Here is a 19,853-nt window from a genome sequence, read left to right as displayed (position 1 = left end):
CGAGAGGGGCGATGTCGTTATGCATGCGATGACGACGTCGGTTGACGATCCCGAGTTCAATATCTCGATTAAGAAGGAATAGTAGGCTTCAGAGCAGGATGCGCGCCTCATGTTTCCGTACCGGGCCGTGTACGGTGTTCCGAAGCGCGAGACATACTCTGGTTATTCGGTTGAGCACTAGAGGGGCTTGAGATGAGCCCCGCACTAATCGCATTGCTGCTCTTGACCACTATGGCGACGGATCTCGCAGGCGCTCGTCGACAACAGATCAGTTTCGATTGGTTCCGTGCAGCTTGGTGAGAAGTTTGGCCTTCCACTTCGCCTCACTGGCCAAGATGTCAGCCACGGAGGCTTTCGAGGATGCGACCTCCAGGATGGTCACGGCGTAGTCGTCCTCGGACGCAAGCTTCAACCCGATGTTTCCGCCGTGCCCGTTCGCCGCGTAGGTGGCCCATCGACCCCAGAACCCATCTTCGCCCGTGGCGCTGCCGACGTACTGCTTCCCTGTTTTGAGTGACACCAAAAGGTAAACGCCCTTCGCTGCTGTGAGTACGGTCCTCCACGTTTGGGGCACGTGACCAAGATCGCGGATCGTGTGCATGAATCCGTCGTGCCCGGGATAAGGCGGATCTGTATGTGCTCGCCGGATTTCGATGACGGGCTTGGTCATGCCTCCGCGTTGGACCCACGCTCTTGCGCCAGGGCCCCACTCGATGACAATCCGGCCACGGTATTCAGCAAGCGCAGGGTGGGGTGAGAGCGTGTATGAATGGAGTCCGGTGACGTCGTGGCCAAGGAGGGGATCAACGGTATCATCAGCGGTTACCCCTATTGCATCGACGGTGTACACGCCCACAAAGATCGTCTCGCCGATCGGAGTGACGACGAACGAGACGATGCTACCGCCGACTGAGAAGCGCTCGGTGCCCTGAATCGCTTGGTAACGATCGAAGGAACCATCGTCGGAGAGCCAAAGGCTGTGAGGCGTCCGGCCCAATGTCCCGCGCTTGTCCTGGTGCCTCACCAAGCGGGTGGTCTTCAGGTCGATCCCATTGATTTCGAGCAACGCGTTGATCGTGATCATCGTTTGTCCGGCCGCGGCTGGATGGCGACGGCGAAAAGAAGTGGTCTCGGCGAGCGACGTATGCTGGCCCTAAGCTTGGAAATCCTTGGGCAACGCCGGGGCAGGGCCGAAGCTCGGGCTGTTCCATCGCGCATCTTTAGCATGTACAGGAAGCAGCTTGTGTCCCACCGCTACGCTACTGCGATAAACCCTGTGTAGGTGGTGCTACCGGAACAGGTTGTGTCGTTGGAGCTTGCTGAATGGCCTGGATCTGTTCTGCTTGCTGCTGAGCCTGGGCGCTCTGAAACTGTTGCATGGCTTGCGGCCATTGGACGCTCGTCTCGGCGATCGGGGTCATGGCTGCATGTGTGGATACACTCGTGACCCGATCAAAGAAATGATCGCGCACGCCTGGCGGTCTTTGTGCTCCCCAAAGGCGCGAACCGTCGTCGGACAGCGCAATCTGGTCGACGCGCAGCAGGCCGTCCTGTCGTGCCGACACGGTAAGTCCGGCGGCCAGGTTGTCGCTGTGGACATCGGAGGGCCGGCCGAGATCCGCGTCCAGTCGATACACGTGTGAGCGAACCTGCAGAAAAAGGGCGTGGTCCGGGTGGTCAGGATGGTCCAACGGCCGGGTAGCACCTTGCGCGAGCGCGTTCGCGACCGCCTCCTGGGTGCGAGCGCCGGCGATGCCGTCGGCGGCCAGCCCATGCTCTCGCTGGAAAGCCTCCACGGCCGCCTGGGTACCCGCGCCAAAGCGACCGTCGGCACCAAGGGGCCGGCCCTCCGCGTCGGCGTAGCCAAGCTGCGCGAGCTGGGTCTGCAGATCGGACACGGCTTGGCCATGCGATCCGTGCCGCAGGGCATGCGAGGCGGCTTGCGCCGGTTCAGGCGTCACGTGCGTGCGAGAGTGGAACTCGGGATCCGCCGGCAGGCGTTCGTGGTGTTCCTGCCTGGCGGCGACGAAGCGTTCAAACGCCGGTACATAGGGGACAACGTGTTGACGCGACAGCGCAAGAGCTTCTGGGCTGGCGTGGGAGCCATCGTGATGGTAGGCGTAGATGTATTCATCGCCTTGGCCGCGGCTGCGAGCTAGTGCGGCGTTATCCTTGTAGATCGCCACCAGTCCTTCGGCTTGTCGGGTCAGGTCGCCGATCTGAGCATCGGAGATGCCATAGCTATGTCCCGTTCTCCGTACGAACTGTCCGACTCCGTACGCCGAAGTGGGCCCCGCTGCGGCGTCCGGGTTAAAGCCGCTCTCGAACCGGGCTGTCGCCAGGACGTAAGCCGTGTCCTTGTCATCGAGTCCTGCCCGTTGAGACGCCTCCACCAGCGCATCCATCACTGCGGCCTGAGTCTCGACGCTCGCGTCACCGTGGATGTGTGAGTTGCCGGCGAACCGGCCGGGTGAACGATCGATCGGGTCGTTGTAATGCGATAGCCGGGAGTCCACCTGGTCGTCGCGATACGCCGGCCCGCGAGGCTGTAAGTACGGCGCGTAGAGGTCCCTTTGATCGTCCATGTTCCACTCCTATGGCAGGCTAGTGCGCGTAGCTCATCGGCGCCTTAGATAGGCCCAGGTTCTTCGAAACCCGCATAAAGTCGGCGGTGTTGGGATGCAGCGATTGCGCACCGGGTAGCGATGGGTCGGAAACGAAAGCCGGATCGCTTTCCGTCAGGCGCTGCCCGTCCGGCGTGTAGACGTGATGCCATTCGCACGATGCGCAGGCATGAGACACGTCCCCGTATTCGACGACGAAGAAGGGCTTGGCGTTTGCCGCATGTGTGCAGCTCAACCCCACCGGATCGTACTTTTCGAGGCCCCGCGGCGTGGGGACGACAACGGGCGGCGACGCACCCGAGCGGAGGACCAGTTCGGTGCGCGAGCAATCTGAGCCCTCTCCGCTGCAGCGAAGTACCATCGTCGAACCGCCGCAGGTCTTGGCGACGGCCGGGTGCGCATTTTCGGCCAATGCGTGTGACGCTCCACTGCTCGCAATCATGAGCACGAGCGCGGCAACCGCGTGATGTGGTCCAGCCATCGTCTTCTCCTCGTCCACTTATGCGTCAACGATAGCCTGTACGTCCGGCAGATCAAGCCTATGCTCCTAGGCCTGGTGGTCGAACCGTTCGTGACGCCGCAGCCCAATTTCGAGCGACGGAGTTTAGCCATACAGGGCGACGATGACTTGATTACCGATTTCAGTTCCGCTTGTGCGGACTTGCTCAACCGAATCGGGTTTGACAAAAACTACAATCCGGACGCCGATGGCCGACTCCTCGAGAAGCTGATTGATGACCTTTTCGAGTAACGAGTCGCGCCCTTCACCCGGGGAGAAACAAAAATCCTTCTAGCCAACACGAGGCGTAGCTCCGGTCAAGCCGGTGCGGGCGAACCTGACGAGAATTTGCCCCACCTCCCATAATGGGCGGCTCGAGGGTATGTGCTGAACGATAAGTAGGGGTTCGATCTTTCCCGTCAGCTGTATCGCGAAGCGGCTAGTAAGCTCTCGCAGCAAGACGTCATGCTGATGGCTTTTCGTGGCGTATGCTGACCAGTTCACGGTGCGGGCATCGGGCCTGATTTAATATGGCATCGAACTCCGAATGCTCCGCCTTGAAGCCGAGCGCCTGGCCGACTTCGTGCTCACGCCGCGGAATGCCCATGCCGAAGGCATGCACTCGTATGCACCGCTGAACCCTCCGCTTGCCCTCCGCAATCCGGCGTTTCGAAACGCCATTGGCGAGCAGTGGATAGCAGCTCGGAACGCCGACATATCGGAGTTCGGGGTCCCGAACCGGGGAGCGGCTCAATGGCCTAGTCCGGTGCCGTTCCGCATTGGCAGCAATTTCGCTCTTGAATCTCATCGTCTCGCCATTTCTGCCTCTGTGCACTCCTGGTCGAAAGTGGACGTCAGGGTAGGGCGATTTGCCCATGTTATCGCGGGTGAGAGGACTACTGCCGCCCACGCGGGATTTGTAGCGGCTAGGGCAAGACGAGCACCGGACGCGGGTGGCGTCCGATCTCAGAGCGCGTCGAAGGCCGATTGGTACGGAAGAGGCGGGGCGGGCCATGATGCTGCAGGACCGTCGCCTGCGGCTTAACATAGATCGTGATGAAATCCGAAGGGGATGCCCGGTGACGGAGTACCGATACACAGCAAACGACAGGGTAGAGCAGCTACGCGCGCTTGAGCAGTCTCTTGTTGACCTCATTCCTCTGGTCGAGGCCATCCCTGCAAAGGCCGACCTTGCCCCTCGATATCGATGTGCCCTGGAAGAGGTGAGGGCGCTGATGGACGGAGGTTTCGAACAAGGAGATCTGTCACAACTTTCGCGGGCAATTCCGGACGCATTTCCTCGTCACAAGGACTGGATTCCGCCACTCGAGTTATCCGAAGACGGGCACTGGCAGGAGCCGGAATGGTTCAAACGATTGGAGTCCAAGCTCGCACCGGTGCTCAACATTGCTGCGAAGCTCCGCGTAACCGGCTTTTACTGAGTGTTTCAACTGCGCGCTTCCGGCACGTGGCGGGTGATCGACTACCTGTTGTCCGCCGTTGCAGCAGGAAACCGCGGAGGCGATGCGCGAGCGTTGAACAGCTACCTCGCGATAGTCGAACGGAAGGTGGGATGCTTGGTTATTTCAAGGAGATATCCGCGAAAGTTAGCTTTAACGTAATTACGGCGATGCTCGTCTTACTTGCCATAAACCTCCTTGCAGGTCTGTGGGGTCTTCCGCTGCGCGTGATGAACATTACGTGTGTCCTGGCCTTCGTCTTCTTCGTCTACACACTGCTGCCGTCATCTCTCAAGGGCTTCGCGCTCACCCTCAGGGAATGGGGGCGACATCTACCGCCGTGAGATGCACGGGATCGACGTCCCCACCGCGTCCGACTTCCGCAGGGCGGCCGGAAGGTCCCTCTCCGTTCTGACGGCGGTCGTTCTGTTTGGCGCCTGGATGCAGTTCTTCCGGCGCGATGTGGGGGCCTCGTATTCATGCAGTCCATGGCGGTTCTGTTCGGCATGGAATCGGGCTTCGTCATCGGTTACATGGTTGTCATCCGGCGTCGTAGCTCACCACCGTAGTACGTCTTCATCCCTGATGTCCGAAAGCTGGCGGCCTCGAATGCCGGCTAATCCCGCTACGTGAACGGAGTAAGGTAGTGCGCATAATGTATATTATGTAAAATCGCGACATCGTGTTTTCAGCGGCGTGCCGACCCCTCTACCGCGTGCGTCGATCGCTGCGGTTGTGCCGATTTGGGATCTAAAAGTGAGTTTCCAGACGCTCCAGCCAAACAAACGAAGCGAACGCATTCTGCGGTCCGCCGGGCTAATGCTTTTTTACAAAGGTGCCATCTGCCTTACTCGTCGGGGCATCGAGCTCCTTAAGGAAGGACTCGCGTATCGCGACTAGACAATCTTGCGCGTCAAGACCATAGCCATCACGAAGCGCCACCGAAACATGCCGAGCCGTGTCCGCGAGTATGATGCCCCAAGCGCGTTCCTCGTCGATGCTGACGGTCTTGTTCTCTCTGTACATTCCGATTTTGATCGAAGCATGGAGCCTTCTTTTTGCGATCCAGACGCGGAGCATCTCAACGGCTTGCTCATCTTCGATCGCAGCTTCTGGAATGGGTTGTTGCTTCATCGTCGACTCCGATCAAACACAATGTTGCTACTTCATCGCCGCTTCCGCAGCCACCACGATGGCCTTACGGACGTCTTCCAGAGGCATGAGTAATCGAGCGTATTGGTCCTCCCGCATGAGGGTCTCGTACACCGTTTCCAAGTCGGAATAGGTTTCGAGAAAATGGAAGAGCGTACTTTCGCAAGCCTTGAGAATGTCACGAGCGACCGAGTCCACATCCGAGGCCGCTGCTACCGTCCAGCGATGCTGTCCCGTCCCCAGCAGGTTGCCATACTCGCAACCAATCGTGGCTTGATGGCCGCGTCGATCCGTGGCGCCGCCGATTCGCGCTTGGATCACGTCCAGGCGAACGGCGGCATCGACTACCACATCGAAATCGGCAGGATGTTGGACGATCGCAAGGTGGATAGACTGCCAGCACACTGGCGTGGGTTTATGAAAGGAACGTCTCGCAGCAACGAATGAAAAACCGAAGCGAGCGAGAAGATCGCCCAACTCGGCCAACAATCGCTTCTGCCACTCCGCTTTCGCACTCACCGGATCGGATTCTTTTGCTGGACGGCTTTCATAATGACCGTTGCTCGCCTTTAGTTCCATGGGGCGAGCCGGTTCACCGCGGCCGATCGATCGCGCCACCGGGAAGGCAGTCGCAAGCGCACGTGCCAGATCGCTGGTGTCGGTCCTGAAGCCGGACCCGCGTGATCGCACCGATCGAGGACGACGGTGTATATCCTGCCATCGTCGCGTTGGCCGTCGAACTTCACGAGGGCGCGCATGCTATTTCCGTCCAGGGCTCGAGGTATGGCCTGTATCCGTCTCGCGGCGTCTTCCCAATTCAACGATGATCCCCTGTTCGCGCCGGACGCGGTATGTCAGGAGTATGCATCCTCGGGACCAGTGTTTCCCAACCTGAGGCCCCCTGCCTCGCCAGCCGCTCCAGCCAAAGAAACGAAGCGAACGCGGACGTCGCAGGATGCGATCTCGTTCGCACGATCGTCTCCAGCAGGTCGAGTACGGCGTTCCGGTCCACGAGGCCCATGTCGGCCAGTGCGCATTCCCGCAGTTGCGTCGCCAGCGACGCCGCCTGGCGTGCGATGAGCGGCGGCAGCACGTCGGCGAAGGTTTCTTTCAGGTAACCCTTGGGAAACACGTCGGTACCCAGATGGCTTTCCAGGTAGCGGCGCATCACTTCCCTGCCCTCGCGGCTGCTTCTCGGCAACCGATGGCAGAACGCGGCCAGGTGCGGATCGCTCAGCGGGTTGACGGGCCACTGGCCGTGCGCGAGCAGGTCGGGCGCGCGGCAGGCCTGTGCCAGAAGCGACGTCACTGGCACCGGGCTATCCGGTGCATCGAACAAGGGCCGGCTGCGTGCCGCCGCTCGCGCGTGGGACGTCATGATCGCTTCGGCGTGGCCGCGCGCGTCCTTCGACCACTCGGGGCCCGTGACCGCGCCGGTCGACACTTCACCGATGTACGCGGGAAAGAGTTCGTCGCCGCCGATACCGGTGAACAGGACGTCGCGGCCTCGCTCGCGCGCGGACGTCCACAGGGCTTCGCATGCCTCGAGGTAGAAGTCGCGACAGAAGCCGTAGGGCCGCGTTGGCTGTGCGAGGCCGACGTCCGGCGGCCAGTCGGCGATGTCGACGGTGTGGTCGGACAGGCCAAGCCGCTCGGCAATCATCCGGCGGCGGTGCACCTGCGGAGCGCGCACTTGCCCGTCGAGCAGGATGCCCTTGCTGTCGATGCCGGCGTGTTGCCTCGTCAAGGCTGTCGCGACCGTCGCGGAGTCCATGCCGCCGCTGAGTTCGAGCGACGCGCTGCCGTCTCTCCACGGGCGAAGATGCACCGCGCGTTGCAGGGCCTCGGCGAACGCTGGAAGCGTGTCTTCGCCGTCGTCGTGCGAAGGCGCTGCCGCCGGTACGGCTTCCGGGTAGCGAAAGCGCGCCCTCCCCGGTTCCACGTGCAGCGAGGCGCGCTCCGTGAGCATCACCACGCCCGTGTAGAGCTGCCGCGCCGCGTAGAGCGTGCGCAGGGCCAGCTGATGGCTTGCGACCTCGAGATCGAGCAACGCAGGCCCGGCGGCGAGGTCGGCGGAGTTCCACGACAGCGAGACACGGTCGTCCAGCACGCGCGCATACACCGGTAGCACGCCGAGGACGCCCGCGCGGACACGCAATCGGTGGCCGGCCTGGGCGACCTCGATCATCACGTAGTCGAGCGGCCAGAGCAGGCTGGCCTGATACAGCGCATGGAACCTCGCCTCGTCGACATCCTCGACGGCGATGGCACGCGAGTCGTCGAGCGGTGCATCGGAAGCCCTCCGCTCGCGCGTCACGAGAAACCATTGTCCCGGTGCGCGAATGCATAACGTCTCGAGCATCGGATGACGGCAGGGAACGATCCTGCTTCCGCCCAGCACGATCGCGTCGGCACGGGGCATGGGATCGAACGATAGGTCGGACAGCGCGATCTCGGCCTTGATCAATGGCGGGGCTCCCTGAAAACAAAGAAAGCCGCCCTCTTCCGAAGGCGGCCTCGACCTGCGTCCTGCAGACGATGGTCCGGAGACTCAGCCCCAGTCGCCGCCGCTATGGGTGGAGCCGATGCGGCCGATGTCGCCGACGTCGTCGATCTTCGGGGCCCACTTACCCACGGTCATGGTCGGCTGCATGGGTCCTTCCATCTGGACGCCGAAGGGGTTCACGTCGTGCATCACCTGATCGCGCTTTTCCATGGAACGCTCCTGAGGTCATACGCCGCCGGATGCGGCCTTGGGACCGTAGCATGCCCCTCCTCCGCGCGGGGCATCATCCATACGCAAACTCGGCAGGCGTGTGCGTCCGGCGCCAAAGCGCTCGACGGACACGGCACCTGATCCTTGTTTGCGTCGCGAATTCGTAGGGCTTCCCCTACAGCATCACAGTGAGTCTTCGTGCAGAATTTGTGGCCAATCGAGTCTTGCCTCCCGGCGACTGGCCCGAGGATTCGAATGCATCGCATACCCGAGGAGACGCATCATGAAGACGTATGCCCGCTTTCTCGCCGTGCTACTCGCGCCCGTTCTCGCGCTCCCGCTCCATGCGGCCCCGTCCGAGAGTCGCGATATCGACGACATTCACCAGGTGATCGCCCAATTCCAGCAGGCCATCAAGGGCCGGAACAGCGACGCCATGCTGGGTCTGTTCGTGGACGGCAATGCTCCGCTGCTCGCGTCGGCAAGTGAGAAGACCCTTGCCACCGTCCGGGCGAAGAAGGCGGACGCGGCAAAGATCCTTCCTTCGACCAGCGCGAAGTTCGCCATGCAGATCGGAAAAGCCGAGACCTCGGACGAGGAGCGGTTCTCAAACATCAAAATCGATGCCGACGACGCCGTCGCCGCCGTATCGTTCGACTTCACCTTCCTTTCCGAGCAGAAGCCGATGAACGAGGGCAAGGAGGCGTGGCTCCTCGTCAAGACCGAGCGGGGATGGAAGATCAGTTCCATCGTCTACTCCATGAATTTTCCGAGCAAGGGCTGAGCATGAGAAGCCGCCCTCGTCCCGGGGGCGGCTTTGACATGACTGCACGCGGCCATGGGCTCGGGCAAATCCGGCCTGATCAGGGCAGCATCCGGACCTTGGCCTCGCGTGCGAAATAGCGGCCCATCGCGCCGTCGATGAATGCCTTGACGTCGGTCGCGGGGATCACGCCTTCGTCGGCGTCGAGCCCCGACGCATCGAACAACGTCCGGCCGCCCTCGTCGAGCGCGATGGCCTTCAGGTGGCCGAAGGCATCGCGCACGAAGTCCACCGCGGCCGCCTCACGGACGAGCTGACCGGCGCCCTCCTTGCTGAGCACGACGGCGACGGCGTCGAAGTTGATCGACGGGGTACCGGCCAGTTGCCCGTCCGCGGCCAGCTTCTTGCCGTCCGAGAGCGTCGCGCCACCGACTTTGGGGGCCACGATCTTGGGCGTGGCTCCTGCGCTTTCCACCGCCTTCGTGAGCGCCGAGACGACCTTCGCATCCGAGCCATCGTTGATCAGGATGCCGACCACGCGGCCTTCCAGCGTCTTCTTCATCTTGCCGATGATCTGCAGCGCTGGCGACGGTGGCATGTCGATCGGGGCGACCTTCGCCGGCGGCGCCGGCGGCAGATCGTCCATGGCGAGACCGCTCGCGACGCGCTTGGCCAGGTCGTCGTCGATGTGACGAAGATGGCCCACGACCCGCTCACGAACGTGTTGCGTGTCCACCTTGGACAGTTCGAAGACGAGGGCCGACGCGATGTGCGCCTGCTCGTAAGCGGTCTGACTCGTGTAGAAGAGGCGAGCCTGGCTGTAGTGATCCGCGAACGTCTCCGCACGCACCCTGCCCCGCTTGCCAGCCTCCTCGCCGTCGTACGAGCGGAAACCGCGCTTCGCATCTTCCCGCGGCGCATCGGGTTCAAGGGAACTCGGCCCGTACGCGACGCGCCCCTTGGGCACCTGGTGCTGCATGTGTCCATCGCGCTGGTGGTTCGCGAACGGGCACTTCGGCGCATTGATCGGCAACTGATGGAAATTGGGCGAGCCCAGTCGCGACAGCTGCGTGTCCAGATACGAGAAGAGGCGGCCGTGAAGCAGCGGGTCGTTGCTGAAGTCCAGTCCGGGCACCAGATGCGAGGGACAGAACGCCACCTGCTCGGTCTCGGCGAAGAAGTTGTCCGGCCAGCGATCGAGCACCATGCGACCGACGATCTTCAGCGGCACCAGCTCTTCGGGGATGAGCTTGGTGGCGTCGAGGTGGTCGAACGGGAACGCCGCCGCCTCCTCCTCCGTGAACAGCTGCACGCCCAGTTCCCATTCCGGGAAATTGCCGGCCTGGATCGACTCGAACAGGTCGCGACGATGGAAGTCGGGATCGGCGCCCGCGAGCTTCACCGCCTCGTCCCACACGGTGGACTGCAGCCCCAGCTTCGGCCGCCAGTGGAACTTCACGAAGGTGCTGTCGCCGCTGGCGTTGACCAGCCGGAACGAATGAACGCCGAAGCCTTCGATCATGCGCAACGAACGCGGAATGGCCCGGTCCGACATGGCCCACATGATCATGTGGAACGCCTCGGGCGTCAGCGAGATGAAGTCCCAGAACGTGTCGTGCGCACTCGCCGCCTGAGGGAATCCGCGGTCGGGTTCCATCTTCACGGCGTGGATGAGGTCGGGAAACTTGATGGCGTCCTGGATGAAGAACACGGGGATGTTGTTGCCGACCAGATCCCAGTTGCCCTCCTTGGTGTAGAGCTTCACGGCGAACCCGCGCACGTCGCGCGGGGTGTCGACCGACCCGGCGCCACCCGCGACGGTCGAGAAGCGGGTGAAGACGGGCGTGCGCTCGCCGACCTCCGTCAGCACGCGCGCGGTGGTGTACGCCTCAAGCGACTCCGTCAGCTCGAAGAAGCCGTGGGCCGCCGAACCGCGGGCGTGCACGATCCTTTCGGGAATGCGTTCGTGATCGAAGTGCGTGATCTTCTCCCGGAGGATGAAATCCTCGAGGAGCACGGGGCCACGCGGTCCGATCTTCAGGGAGTTCTGATCGTCGCCGACCGTCAGACCCTGGTTGGTCGTCATCGCAGGGTGCGTGCCACCCGCCTGCTGGTGGAGTTCGTCACCTTCGCCGCGAACGTCGGTCGACGTCGCAGGCGTTACCTTCTTGCTCTTCGTTGCCATGGCTGCTCCCCACTCGGTGAACCGCTACGATGAGGGCCGCGACGTATAGGTAAAGTTCATTTGCTTCAGCGATCCGTCACACCGACATCACACCCAGAACGTGCCCATGCCACTGACTCTTCTGATTGCCGACGACCATCCGATGTTTCGCGGGGCGATGCTCCATGCACTGGCCACGTTGCTGGCGGATGGCAGGGCGCTGGAGGCCGGCAGCCATAGCGGCATGGAGGCCGTGCTCGCGAGGGGTGAGCCTGTCGACCTCGTGCTGCTGGACCTGACCATGCCCGGCGCCATGGGATTCTCGTCGCTGCTGTGGCTGCGCGGCGAACACCCCGACATTCCCGTGCTGGTGGTGTCGTCCAACGATCATCCACGCAATGTGCGCCGCGCGGAGCAATTCGGCGCGGCCGGCTTCGTGTCGAAATCGGCGCCTGCGGATGTGCTGCGCGAAGCGGTGCTCACGGTGATGCAAGGCGGAACCGCCTTCATCGGCGCCCGGTCGGAACGCAGCGAGGATGACGCCAGGCTCGCGGCACGCCTGGCGAGCCTCACGCCCCAACAGTTCCGCGTGCTCATGCTCCTGGCCGAGGGGTTGCTCAACAAGCAGATCGCCGCGGAGCTGGGGCTGGCGGAGAACACGGTAAAGATCCATGTCACCGCCGTGCTGTCGAAGCTCGAATGTCGCTCGCGCACGCAGGCCGCGGTGCTGGTGAAGTCACTGGACCTCGACGATGGCGTGGAAGGCTCGCACCCGGGCTAGCCGGTTACCATCAGCAATCGCGTCATCATGGCGCGCAGGCGCGCTGGGGCCAGCGGTTTCACGAGGTAGCGCAGTCCGTGAGCCGATGCGCGCTCGATGTCGGCCTGCCGCGGGGACGCCGCCATCAGCACGGTGGGCGGCAAGGCCCCCCAGCGCGCCACCATGGCTTCACGCAAGGCGTCGCCTTCGCGACCGTCGAGCGGATCGTCCATGAGGATCAACGCCGGCGCATGGTCCGTCTCGGCGAAGCGCAAGGCGCCGCGCTCGCTGTCGACGCCCTGCACGTCGCAACCCCAGCCTGCGAGCAGGTCCATGGCCTGGCGACGCGTGAGGGGATCGTTGTCGATCACGAGGACGCGCTTGCCCGCGAAGGGTGAATCGTCATCGTTCGTCACCGTGTGCACGGGCGACGACGCGTCGGCATCGGCCAGGGGCAGCGTGATCGAGAACACACTGCCCTTCCCCTCCCATGAGCGCACAGCCACTGTCGCGCCGAGCAGCCTCGCGATGCGGTCGACGATCGACAGGCCCAGCCCCGCGCTGCGCCGGTCGCGGTCCACGCCGTTGTCCAGGCGGAGGAACTCCTCGAAGATCGCCCGGGTCTTCGGCTCCGGAATGCCGACACCCGTGTCCCATACCTCGATGCGCGCCTGCCCAGCGGCACGGCGCACGCCGAGCACGACGCGCCCGCGCGGCGTGTAATGGATGGCGTTGCTGAGGAAGTTCTGCAGCACCCGGCGAAGCAGCAGCGCATCGCTGCGCACGGTGAGCGACGTGCCCACGTAGACGAGCGACAGGCCCCGCGTGGATGCGAGCACGGCCGATTGCCGCGCCAGGTCGCGCAGCAGGGCATCCAGCAGCACGCTGGCGAACCGCGGCGCCACGGCGCCGCCTTCGAGTCGCGACATGTCGAGCAGGCTGGCCAGCAGCTCGTCCTGTGTGTCGAGCGCGCTGCGCACGCGCTCGGCGAGTTCGCGGCGTTCGGTATCGAGTCCGCTGGACGCGAGGCTGCCGATGAACATGCGCGCGGCGTTCAACGGCTGGAGCAGGTCGTGCACCGCCGCCGCGACGAAGCGCGTTTTCGAGCGATTGGCCTTGTCGGCCTCGGCCTTGGCTTCGATCAGGTCGCGCGTGCGCTCCTCGACGCGGCGCTCCAGCGACGAGGCCAGGCTGCGCAGTTCGCGTGCCGTGGCCTTGTAGGCCGTGATATCCGCATAGCTGGTCACGAATCCGCCGTCCGGGAGGGGATTGCCGCGGATCTCGAGCGTGGTGCCGTCCGGACGCTCGCGCTCGTACATGTGCGGGCTGCCGGCACGCAGGTACTGCAGGCGGCGCTCGATCGCCTCTTCCGTGTCGCCGGGACCGAGCAGTCCGCGGCGCGCGTTGAAACGGAAAAGGTCTTCGATGGGACGCCCGACGCGCATGTACTCGTCCGGAAAACCGAAGATCGCCTGGTACCGCGAGTTCCACGCGACGAGGCGCAGCCCCGCGTCGACCACGCTGACGCCCTGGGGAAGGTGCTCGAGATTGCCGTGACCGCCTCCCGCAGCCTCGTGGGCCGCGGCCACGATGCTGTCCTGGGCGGAGCGAAGCGCGGATGCGTGGTGCGCGACCATCCGTTCCAGTTCTTCGCGGCTGCGCTGCCGCAAGCGGCTCAGCCGCAGGCGCTGCTGCAGGAACAGGCCCAGCAGCAGCACGGCCAGCCACGCCGCGAGGACGGCGAACACCGCATGGCGCGCCGCGACGGTCGCGGGGCCGGCGTCGGCGAGCAGGTGCAGGGTCCACGCTTGCTGCGGCATGGTCAGCGAGCGCCAGATCGTGTCCTCGTCGAGCCCGGGCGAGGTCACCCTGACCCGGAGGATCCCGCCCGCCGATGGTTCCAGCACCTTCCATTCCACGCGTTGCAATGGCCGCATGCCGTATTGGCGCGTGCCCGCGATGGCGGTGGCATCGGCCGTCGAGAGGAGATGCAGCGCGCGGTAAATCCACGCCGGCCGATTCGCGAGGAAGACGACACCGTGCGCATCCGAGAGGAACACGACGTCGTCCCCGCGTGCCCAGTCCTCCTGCAAGGCATCCAGCGAGATCTTGAGCACGACCACGCCGATGCGGTGGCCCGCCGCGTCCTCTACCGCCTCCGCGATGAAGTAGCCCGGCACGTTGGTGGAAACGCCCAGCGCATAGAACATGGCATGGCCGTCGCGCATCGCGTCGCGGAAATACGGCCGGAACGCATAGTCCAGCCCGACGTTGCTCTCCGGGGTGTTCCAGTTGTTCGCGGCCAGGGCGCGACCGTGGCGATCGAGCAGCGTCAGCGTCGAGGCACGGACCGCGCCGTTCGCCTGGTCGAGCTTCGCATTGAGGGCGGCGCCGTCGACCGCATCGGGCGGCCCTTCGAGGGCCGTCCGCAGCTCCGGATCGAGCGCGAGCACCCGAGGCAGCACGCGGTACCGGTCGATCAGGCGCTGCACCGCCAGGGCATGGAGGCGGAGGCGGTCGCCGGCCTGCGCGTCGATGGTCAGCAGCGTCTGCTGCCACGCGTACCACCCGCCCAGTGCCGCGCTGCCCGCCACGAGCAGCAGGAGCACGAGGATTCGCAGGGCGCGGGATGAGCGGATCTGGGCCATAGATGGACGGGCATCGTCGCACGGCCGGAGGGCGACTAGCCGGAATGTGCTATGGGGTTGGGGGCCGTGGCGGGCTACAAAGCATACCCTTGCCCCCAGCCGAACCCGCCATGCACGTGCAGGACACCACCCCGGCCGCGCCGGTCCCCTTCTACCGGCAGACCTATGTGCAGGTGCTGGTGGCGATCGCCGCCGGCGCCCTGCTCGGCCACTTCGCGCCCGCCTTCGCCGAGCAGCTGAAGCCGCTTGGCGACGCCTTCATCAAGCTGGTGAAAATGGTGATCGCCCCGGTGATCTTCCTCACCGTGGTCACGGGCATCGCGGGCATGCCGCACCTCAACGCCGTGGGCCGGGTGGTGCTCAAGGCCATGGTCTATTTCCTCGTGTTCTCGACGCTGGCGCTCATCGTCGGCATGGTCGTGGCGAACGTGGTGCAGCCGGGCCGCGGCCTGAACATCGACCCGGCATCGCTGTCCACCCGCGAGATCGCCGCGTACGCGTCGAAAGCGCACGACATGACGCTCACGCACTTCCTGCTCGACATCATCCCCGACACGGTGGTGGGCGCGTTCACGTCGGGCAACATCCTGCAGGTGCTTTTGTTCGCGGTTTTGTTCGGCGTCTCGTTGACGCTGGCCGGCGAGCGGGCCAGGCCGGTGGTGGTCTTTTTCGACGCGTTGACGGCGCCGGTGTTCAAACTGGTGCACCTGCTGATGAAGGCCGCTCCCGTCGGTGCGTTCGGCGCCATCGCCTTCACGATCGGCCGCTACGGCATCGGATCGCTGTCTAACCTGATGTACCTGGTCGCCACCTTCTACGCGACCGCGCTCCTGTTCGTGCTCGTCGTCCTCGGCGGCGTCGCACGCGCCACGGGTTTCTCGATCTTCCAGCTGCTGCGTTACCTGAAGGACGAGTTGCTGCTCGTGCTCGGCACGTCGTCATCGGAAGCCGCCCTCCCCTCCCTGATGGAAAAGATGGAACGCGCGGGGTGCGAGAAGTCGGTGGTGGGCCTTGTGGTGCCCACCGGCTATTCGTTCAACCTCGACGGCACCAACATCTACATGACGCTCGCCGCGCTGTTCATCGCGCAAGCGACCAACACGCCGCTGACGCTGGGTGAACAGGTGGCCCTGCTGCTGGTGGCCATGGTGAGTTCGAAGGGCGCGGCCGGCGTGACCGGCGCCGGCTTCGTCACGCTCGCAGCGACGCTTTCCGTGGTGCCGTCGCTGCCGGTGGCAGGCATGGCGCTGATCCTCGGCGTCGACCGCTTCATGAGCGAGTGCCGCTCGCTCACCAACTTCGTGGGCAATGCCGTGGCCACCATCGTGGTCGCGCGCTGGGAGGGCGCGCTCGACCGCGCCGCGCTCGGCGATGCCCTTGCCAACCGTGCCGGGGAGAGCGGCACACCGTCGATCATCGCCACCCAGGGGAAACAGCCATGACCCTCGTTCGCGCCGCGCTGCTCGCAGCCGTCGTCGCCCTCGCCTGCACCGGTACCGCGGTCGCGGATTCCACCGTGCAACCCGGCAAGCCCATCTCGTACGACCTGTGGCCGGGCCCGCCGCCGGGCGGTGGTGGCCCAAGCGGTCCCGAACGCGTCGGCCAGACCGGCACCGGCGTGGGCGCGGTGTCCAACGTGAGCAAACCGCGTATCGAGGTGTACAAGCCGGCCAGCCCGAATGGCGCCGCCGTCGTGATCGTCGGTGGAGGTGGGTACTTCCGTATCGGCATCGGCCACGAAGTGATGCCGACGGCACGCTGGCTCGCCGCGCTCGGCGTCACCCCGGTCGTGCTCTATTACCGCCTGCCCGCCGACCGCTGGCCGGCCGTCGCGCCGTTCCAGGACGCGCAGCGGGCCATCCGCCTCGTCCGGGCGCATGCGCAGGAGCTGGGCATCGATCCGAAGCGCGTGGGCGTGCTCGGATTCTCCGCGGGCGGCAATCTCGCCGGCATCGCGGAGACGCGCTTCGCCGCTGCGTTCTACCCCGCGGTGGACGCCAGCGACACGCTTTCGGCGCGCCCGGACTTCGCCGGACTCATCTACCCCGTCGTCTCGCTGCGGACGCCCTTCGACACGACGCGGTCGTTCCGCGAACTGTCGACGCAGGGCGACGCCGTGCAGGCGTATTCGGTCGAGCTGCACGTCACCCGCGACACGCCGCCGACGTTCCTCGCCCAGGCGGCGGACGACCCCATCGCCAATGTCGGGAACAGCCTCGTGATGTTCGACGCCTTGCGCAAGAACGACGTCGACGCCGAACTGCACGTCTTCGACAAGGGGGGCCACGGTTGGGGTCTGGGCGATCCAGGCAGCGCGCCATCGGCATGGCCGCGTCTGTTCGCCGCGTGGGCGCGCCGCCACGGCTTCTTCAGCGCCGTCGACGCCAGCCCGTTCGCGAATCCCGCCGCGTCGACGCCCATCAGATCCGCGCCTGCCGCGTCGCCCGACGACGCTGGCAACGACGACGACAACAACTGAGCGGGGAAACGATCATGACAATCACGTCCCGTCTCTACCCGGCGCTGGCCGCGGTGTTGTTCGCCGGTGCCGCCATGCCTGCCCTGGCCGCGCAGGAAGTCAACAACGCCGAACTGCTCAGGCTGATCAAGGCGCAGGCCGCCGAGATCAAGGAGCTGAAGCAGCGGCTCTCCGCGGTGGAGGGCCATAACACGCAGGGCGCAATCGCGGCGGAGCACACCGGGACCACCGCTGTCGCGGCAGGCGATGAATCGAGCCGTCGTGACGCCCAGGTCGGCAACGCCATCGCGGACACGCGCGAAAGCGAGATGGCCGTGGCCATGGCGCGCGGCAACGGTGGTGGCTCGGCGGGTGGCGGCTCCGGCGTGCGTTGGGGCCGCGGTGGCGAAGCGGGCCCCACGTTCCGCAGCGACGATGGCTTCTTCACCTTCAAGCCCGACGGCCGCCTGCTGTTCGATGTGAGCCGCACCTCGGGCTCGAACTTCGAATCGCGCAACATCACCGGTTCGCAGGTCACCAGCGCACGCCTCGGCGGTGAAGGCACCATCGGTGCACTCGGCTACCACGTGGAAGCCGATTTCGCGGACAACGAGGTGGCGCTACGGCAGACCTATCTCACTTACACGACGCAGGTCTTCGGTCAGCGTACGCGGTTCTACCTCGGCAATTTCCTGAAGGACCTCGGCACCGAAGGTTCGTCCGAATCCGCGCGCGTGCCCTTCATGCTGCGCAACGCGGCGACGGCCGTGGGCCAGCCGGTGGTCAGCTACTTCGGCCTGGGCGCCCAGATGCGCATGTGGGGCGACGGCTGGCATGCCAGCCTGTCCATCAGCGGTAATTCGCCGAACAGTTCGACTTCGGGGTCGAACACCGACAGCACCACGTACCTCACGCGCGCGCACTGGACTCCCGTCAAGGGTGCAGACGGCTTCCTCCACGTGGGTAGCTGGTACTACTACGAGAAGATCAGCGACGGCGTCACCAGCATCAACAACACGCCGGCCATCGCCGCCGACTACAACGACAACCTCGCGGTCTCGGCCAGTTCGATCGCCAATCCGACGCAGGACCACGGCAAGGGCTTCGAACTGGGCGGCGTCTATCGAAACTTCTGGATGATGAACGAGTACGGCAAGCGCACCATCGATTCCAGGACCGCCGATTCGGTGAGTCGCCACGGCTCGTCGTTCGCGGCGGGCTGGATGATCACCGGCGAGGCGCCCGGGTTCTCGCAGCGCTCGGGAAGCTGGAAGGCCGTCAAGGTGAACGACCCTGTGACTTCGGGTGGATGGGGCGCCTTCGAACTGGCGGGCCGCGTGGACCACTACGATTACGCCGACGCGCCACGCGGCGGCACGGGCAAGAGCTATACGCTGGGCCTGAACTGGTACCTCAACGACTGGTCGCGACTCATGCTCAACTACGTGCACTGGAACACCGACAACAAGGTGGGCGGGTTCCAGGGCCCGGACGCCGGCAATACGCTCTCCATGCGCGCGCAGGTGGTGTTCTAGAGGGCGAAGGGCCTCGGAGCCTCAGCCGGTACGAGCGTCGCCAGACGACTCCGTAACCAACGCTGGGCTGGATGCCTGTCGTTTCGACGATGCCAGCACATGACGTACGGGCATGGCGACAGTTCGACCGGAGGCTCGAGCAGATCGAGCCGATCGTGCCACCCGCCGATATCGACGACGCCGCGCATCAGCGTGGCGATCAGGTCCGAGCCGGCGATGATCGCCGGGGCGGGATACATCTGGTTGATCGTCACGCTCAGCCTGCGCGAAAGCCCCCGCTTCGCAAGCTCGGTATCCGTGTGACCGAATCGATCGCCCTCGGGTGATACGAGCAGATGTTCGAGCGTCAGGTACGTGTCGAGGTCGAGCGGACGCCGGGAGACCGGGTGCCCCTTTCGTACGACGCAGACAAAGGCCTCCTCGAACAACGGCTGCAGGAAGATGCGGCCCGGCGCACTTGCGGGAGGCACGCCGACGGCGACGTCGACTTCGCCGCTATCGAGCAATGTGAGGGCGTCGTCCCTAGCGGGATACGCGACGACGTTCACGCGGACGGCCGGGCAGTCTTTGCGGAGGCACGCCAGAAGACCCGGCAACAGCCTGAAGGCCGCGTGTTCCTGCATCCCGATGTTGACGGACGGTGCCGATGCGAGCGGATCGAACCGGTCCGCGTCGCCGAGCGTCCGCCGGATCTCGCGCAATGCGCGGCCGATGGGTTCGGCGAGGTCGACGGCGCGTTGCGTGGGCTGGAGCTGTTCCCTTCCCCGCACGAACAGTTCGTCGCGGAAGAGCGTGCGAAGCCTCGCAAGCGAAGCGCTCATCGCGGGTTGCGTCCGCCCTACCCGCTTCGCCGCGCGAGTCACGCTGCGCTCCGACATCAACGCGTCGAAGGCGACGAGCAGGTTGAGGTCGACTCCGTGAAAATCCATGGCGGTGATGAAAACACATATCCCGCATCGATGGATTGCATCGGCATACTCGTTCTCCGTCTCCTTCGTCCGCATCGGTAACGAAAGGAAAAACGACAGGTAACAGCGAGGTCGTGATCGTCATGGCGAGGTAAATGCCTCGTCG

Annotated in this window: 17 protein-coding genes; 7 read left to right on the top strand and 10 right to left on the bottom strand. The window is 64.6% G+C overall.

All coding sequences use genetic code 11. The features are described from left to right. Nucleotides 1-268: 268 nt before the first annotated feature. From BMW54_RS05040 to BMW54_RS18450, 3 genes are all read right to left on the bottom strand, one after another. Complete coding sequence (locus tag BMW54_RS05040; RefSeq protein ID WP_090053479.1) at nucleotides 269-1,084, bottom strand: GIY-YIG nuclease family protein; 816 nt, start codon at nucleotides 1,082-1,084, stop codon at nucleotides 269-271. Nucleotides 1,085-1,259: 175 nt separating this feature from the next. Continuing rightward, nucleotides 1,260-2,585, bottom strand: coding sequence for an XVIPCD domain-containing protein (locus tag BMW54_RS05035; protein ID WP_090053477.1), 1,326 nt, complete (start codon nucleotides 2,583-2,585; stop codon nucleotides 1,260-1,262). Nucleotides 2,586-2,604: 19 nt separating this feature from the next. Further along, nucleotides 2,605-3,105 (bottom strand): hypothetical protein, encoded by a 501-nt coding sequence (locus BMW54_RS18450; RefSeq protein WP_139206036.1) that lies wholly within the window; start codon nucleotides 3,103-3,105, stop codon nucleotides 2,605-2,607. Nucleotides 3,106-4,136: 1,031 nt separating this feature from the next. On the opposite strand from BMW54_RS18450, the gene BMW54_RS18440 reads away from it, so the two are divergent. Beyond that, nucleotides 4,137-4,565 carry a hypothetical protein gene (locus BMW54_RS18440; protein WP_139206035.1) on the top strand — a complete coding sequence of 143 codons (429 nt, stop codon included), beginning with the start codon at nucleotides 4,137-4,139 and terminating at the stop codon, nucleotides 4,563-4,565. 131 nt (nucleotides 4,566-4,696) lie between these two features. Then, entirely contained in the window at nucleotides 4,697-4,927 is a 231-nt protein-coding gene (locus BMW54_RS05025; protein WP_090053473.1) for a hypothetical protein, read from the top strand. A gap of 472 nt (nucleotides 4,928-5,399) precedes the next feature. On the opposite strand, the gene BMW54_RS05020 is transcribed toward BMW54_RS05025, so the two are convergent. From BMW54_RS05020 to BMW54_RS18745, 4 genes are all read right to left on the bottom strand, one after another. Beyond that, entirely contained in the window at nucleotides 5,400-5,717 is a 318-nt protein-coding gene (locus tag BMW54_RS05020; protein WP_090053471.1) for a DUF5076 domain-containing protein, read from the bottom strand. A gap of 27 nt (nucleotides 5,718-5,744) precedes the next feature. Further along, entirely contained in the window at nucleotides 5,745-6,314 is a 570-nt protein-coding gene (locus BMW54_RS18435) for a hypothetical protein (protein ID WP_139206034.1), read from the bottom strand. Between the two features lie 238 nt (nucleotides 6,315-6,552). Further along, on the bottom strand, nucleotides 6,553-7,923 hold the full coding sequence (locus tag BMW54_RS05010; protein WP_254779069.1) for an asparagine synthase-related protein: 1,371 nt from the start codon (nucleotides 7,921-7,923) through the stop codon (nucleotides 6,553-6,555). Nucleotides 7,924-8,286: 363 nt separating this feature from the next. Further along, complete coding sequence (locus BMW54_RS18745) at nucleotides 8,287-8,451, bottom strand: hypothetical protein (protein WP_175472767.1); 165 nt, start codon at nucleotides 8,449-8,451, stop codon at nucleotides 8,287-8,289. A 283-nt stretch (nucleotides 8,452-8,734) separates the two neighbouring features. Between BMW54_RS18745 and BMW54_RS05005 the strand changes: the two genes are divergently transcribed. Continuing rightward, nucleotides 8,735-9,235 carry a hypothetical protein gene (locus BMW54_RS05005; protein WP_090053465.1) on the top strand — a complete coding sequence of 167 codons (501 nt, stop codon included), beginning with the start codon at nucleotides 8,735-8,737 and terminating at the stop codon, nucleotides 9,233-9,235. Nucleotides 9,236-9,314: 79 nt separating this feature from the next. Here the strand turns inward: BMW54_RS05005 and BMW54_RS05000 are convergent, their stop codons facing one another. Further along, a complete protein-coding gene (locus BMW54_RS05000; RefSeq protein ID WP_090053463.1) occupies nucleotides 9,315-11,399 on the bottom strand; it encodes a catalase in 2,085 nt (694 codons plus the stop codon). A 106-nt stretch (nucleotides 11,400-11,505) separates the two neighbouring features. Between BMW54_RS05000 and BMW54_RS04995 the strand changes: the two genes are divergently transcribed. Then, the gene (locus tag BMW54_RS04995) at nucleotides 11,506-12,159 is read left to right on the top strand and encodes a LuxR C-terminal-related transcriptional regulator (RefSeq protein WP_090053461.1); all 654 of its coding nucleotides are present in this window, start codon (nucleotides 11,506-11,508) and stop codon (nucleotides 12,157-12,159) included. Here BMW54_RS04995 and BMW54_RS04990 read toward each other — a convergent pair. Continuing rightward, nucleotides 12,156-14,777: a hybrid sensor histidine kinase/response regulator gene (locus BMW54_RS04990; protein WP_090055728.1), complete on the bottom strand. Its 2,622-nt coding sequence runs from the start codon at nucleotides 14,775-14,777 to the stop codon at nucleotides 12,156-12,158. The two genes, BMW54_RS04995 and BMW54_RS04990, sit on opposite strands and share 4 nt — an antisense overlap. 11 nt (nucleotides 14,778-14,788) lie before the next feature. Here BMW54_RS04990 and BMW54_RS04985 point away from each other — a divergent pair, with 11 nt between their 5' ends. The 3 genes from BMW54_RS04985 to BMW54_RS04975 are packed head-to-tail and all read left to right on the top strand — an operon-like array spanning nucleotide 14,789 to nucleotide 18,779. Next, entirely contained in the window at nucleotides 14,789-16,228 is a 1,440-nt protein-coding gene (locus BMW54_RS04985) for a dicarboxylate/amino acid:cation symporter (RefSeq protein ID WP_343124110.1), read from the top strand. Continuing rightward, complete coding sequence (locus tag BMW54_RS04980; protein ID WP_090053458.1) at nucleotides 16,225-17,265, top strand: alpha/beta hydrolase; 1,041 nt, start codon at nucleotides 16,225-16,227, stop codon at nucleotides 17,263-17,265. Before BMW54_RS04985 ends, BMW54_RS04980 begins: the two co-directional genes overlap by 4 nt. Before the next feature lie 14 nt (nucleotides 17,266-17,279). Continuing rightward, entirely contained in the window at nucleotides 17,280-18,779 is a 1,500-nt protein-coding gene (locus BMW54_RS04975; RefSeq protein ID WP_217642609.1) for an OprO/OprP family phosphate-selective porin, read from the top strand. Here the strand turns inward: BMW54_RS04975 and BMW54_RS04970 are convergent. Then, nucleotides 18,776-19,783: a LysR family transcriptional regulator gene (locus BMW54_RS04970; protein WP_217642608.1), complete on the bottom strand. Its 1,008-nt coding sequence runs from the start codon at nucleotides 19,781-19,783 to the stop codon at nucleotides 18,776-18,778. The two genes, BMW54_RS04975 and BMW54_RS04970, sit on opposite strands and share 4 nt — an antisense overlap. Between the last annotated feature and the right edge of the window lie 70 nt (nucleotides 19,784-19,853).

This window comes from Luteibacter sp. 329MFSha (assembly GCF_900111665.1).
GTDB lineage: Bacteria > Pseudomonadota > Gammaproteobacteria > Xanthomonadales > Rhodanobacteraceae > Luteibacter.
This window is presented reverse-complemented; position numbering and strand designations above follow the sequence as displayed.

What these genes read in the sequence shown, in the direction of transcription:
- BMW54_RS05040 (WP_090053479.1), bottom strand. Translation starts at nt 1,084, where the DNA reads ATGATCACGATCAACGCGTTGCTCGAAATCAATGGGATCGACCTGAAG.
- BMW54_RS05005 (WP_090053465.1), top strand. Translation starts at nt 8,735, where the DNA reads ATGAAGACGTATGCCCGCTTTCTCGCCGTGCTACTCGCGCCCGTTCTC.
- BMW54_RS04970 (WP_217642608.1), bottom strand. Translation starts at nt 19,783, where the DNA reads ATGCGGACGAAGGAGACGGAGAACGAGTATGCCGATGCAATCCATCGA.
- BMW54_RS04975 (WP_217642609.1), top strand. Translation starts at nt 17,280, where the DNA reads ATGACAATCACGTCCCGTCTCTACCCGGCGCTGGCCGCGGTGTTGTTC.
- BMW54_RS05020 (WP_090053471.1), bottom strand. Translation starts at nt 5,717, where the DNA reads ATGAAGCAACAACCCATTCCAGAAGCTGCGATCGAAGATGAGCAAGCC.
- BMW54_RS18745 (WP_175472767.1), bottom strand. Translation starts at nt 8,451, where the DNA reads ATGGAAAAGCGCGATCAGGTGATGCACGACGTGAACCCCTTCGGCGTC.
- BMW54_RS05025 (WP_090053473.1), top strand. Translation starts at nt 4,697, where the DNA reads ATGCTTGGTTATTTCAAGGAGATATCCGCGAAAGTTAGCTTTAACGTA.
- BMW54_RS18435 (WP_139206034.1), bottom strand. Translation starts at nt 6,314, where the DNA reads ATGGAACTAAAGGCGAGCAACGGTCATTATGAAAGCCGTCCAGCAAAA.
- BMW54_RS18440 (WP_139206035.1), top strand. Translation starts at nt 4,137, where the DNA reads ATGATGCTGCAGGACCGTCGCCTGCGGCTTAACATAGATCGTGATGAA.
- BMW54_RS05010 (WP_254779069.1), bottom strand. Translation starts at nt 7,923, where the DNA reads ATGATCGAGGTCGCCCAGGCCGGCCACCGATTGCGTGTCCGCGCGGGC.
- BMW54_RS05035 (WP_090053477.1), bottom strand. Translation starts at nt 2,585, where the DNA reads ATGGACGATCAAAGGGACCTCTACGCGCCGTACTTACAGCCTCGCGGG.
- BMW54_RS04980 (WP_090053458.1), top strand. Translation starts at nt 16,225, where the DNA reads ATGACCCTCGTTCGCGCCGCGCTGCTCGCAGCCGTCGTCGCCCTCGCC.
- BMW54_RS05000 (WP_090053463.1), bottom strand. Translation starts at nt 11,399, where the DNA reads ATGGCAACGAAGAGCAAGAAGGTAACGCCTGCGACGTCGACCGACGTT.
- BMW54_RS04985 (WP_343124110.1), top strand. Translation starts at nt 14,789, where the DNA reads ATGGACGGGCATCGTCGCACGGCCGGAGGGCGACTAGCCGGAATGTGC.
- BMW54_RS18450 (WP_139206036.1), bottom strand. Translation starts at nt 3,105, where the DNA reads ATGGCTGGACCACATCACGCGGTTGCCGCGCTCGTGCTCATGATTGCG.
- BMW54_RS04995 (WP_090053461.1), top strand. Translation starts at nt 11,506, where the DNA reads ATGCCACTGACTCTTCTGATTGCCGACGACCATCCGATGTTTCGCGGG.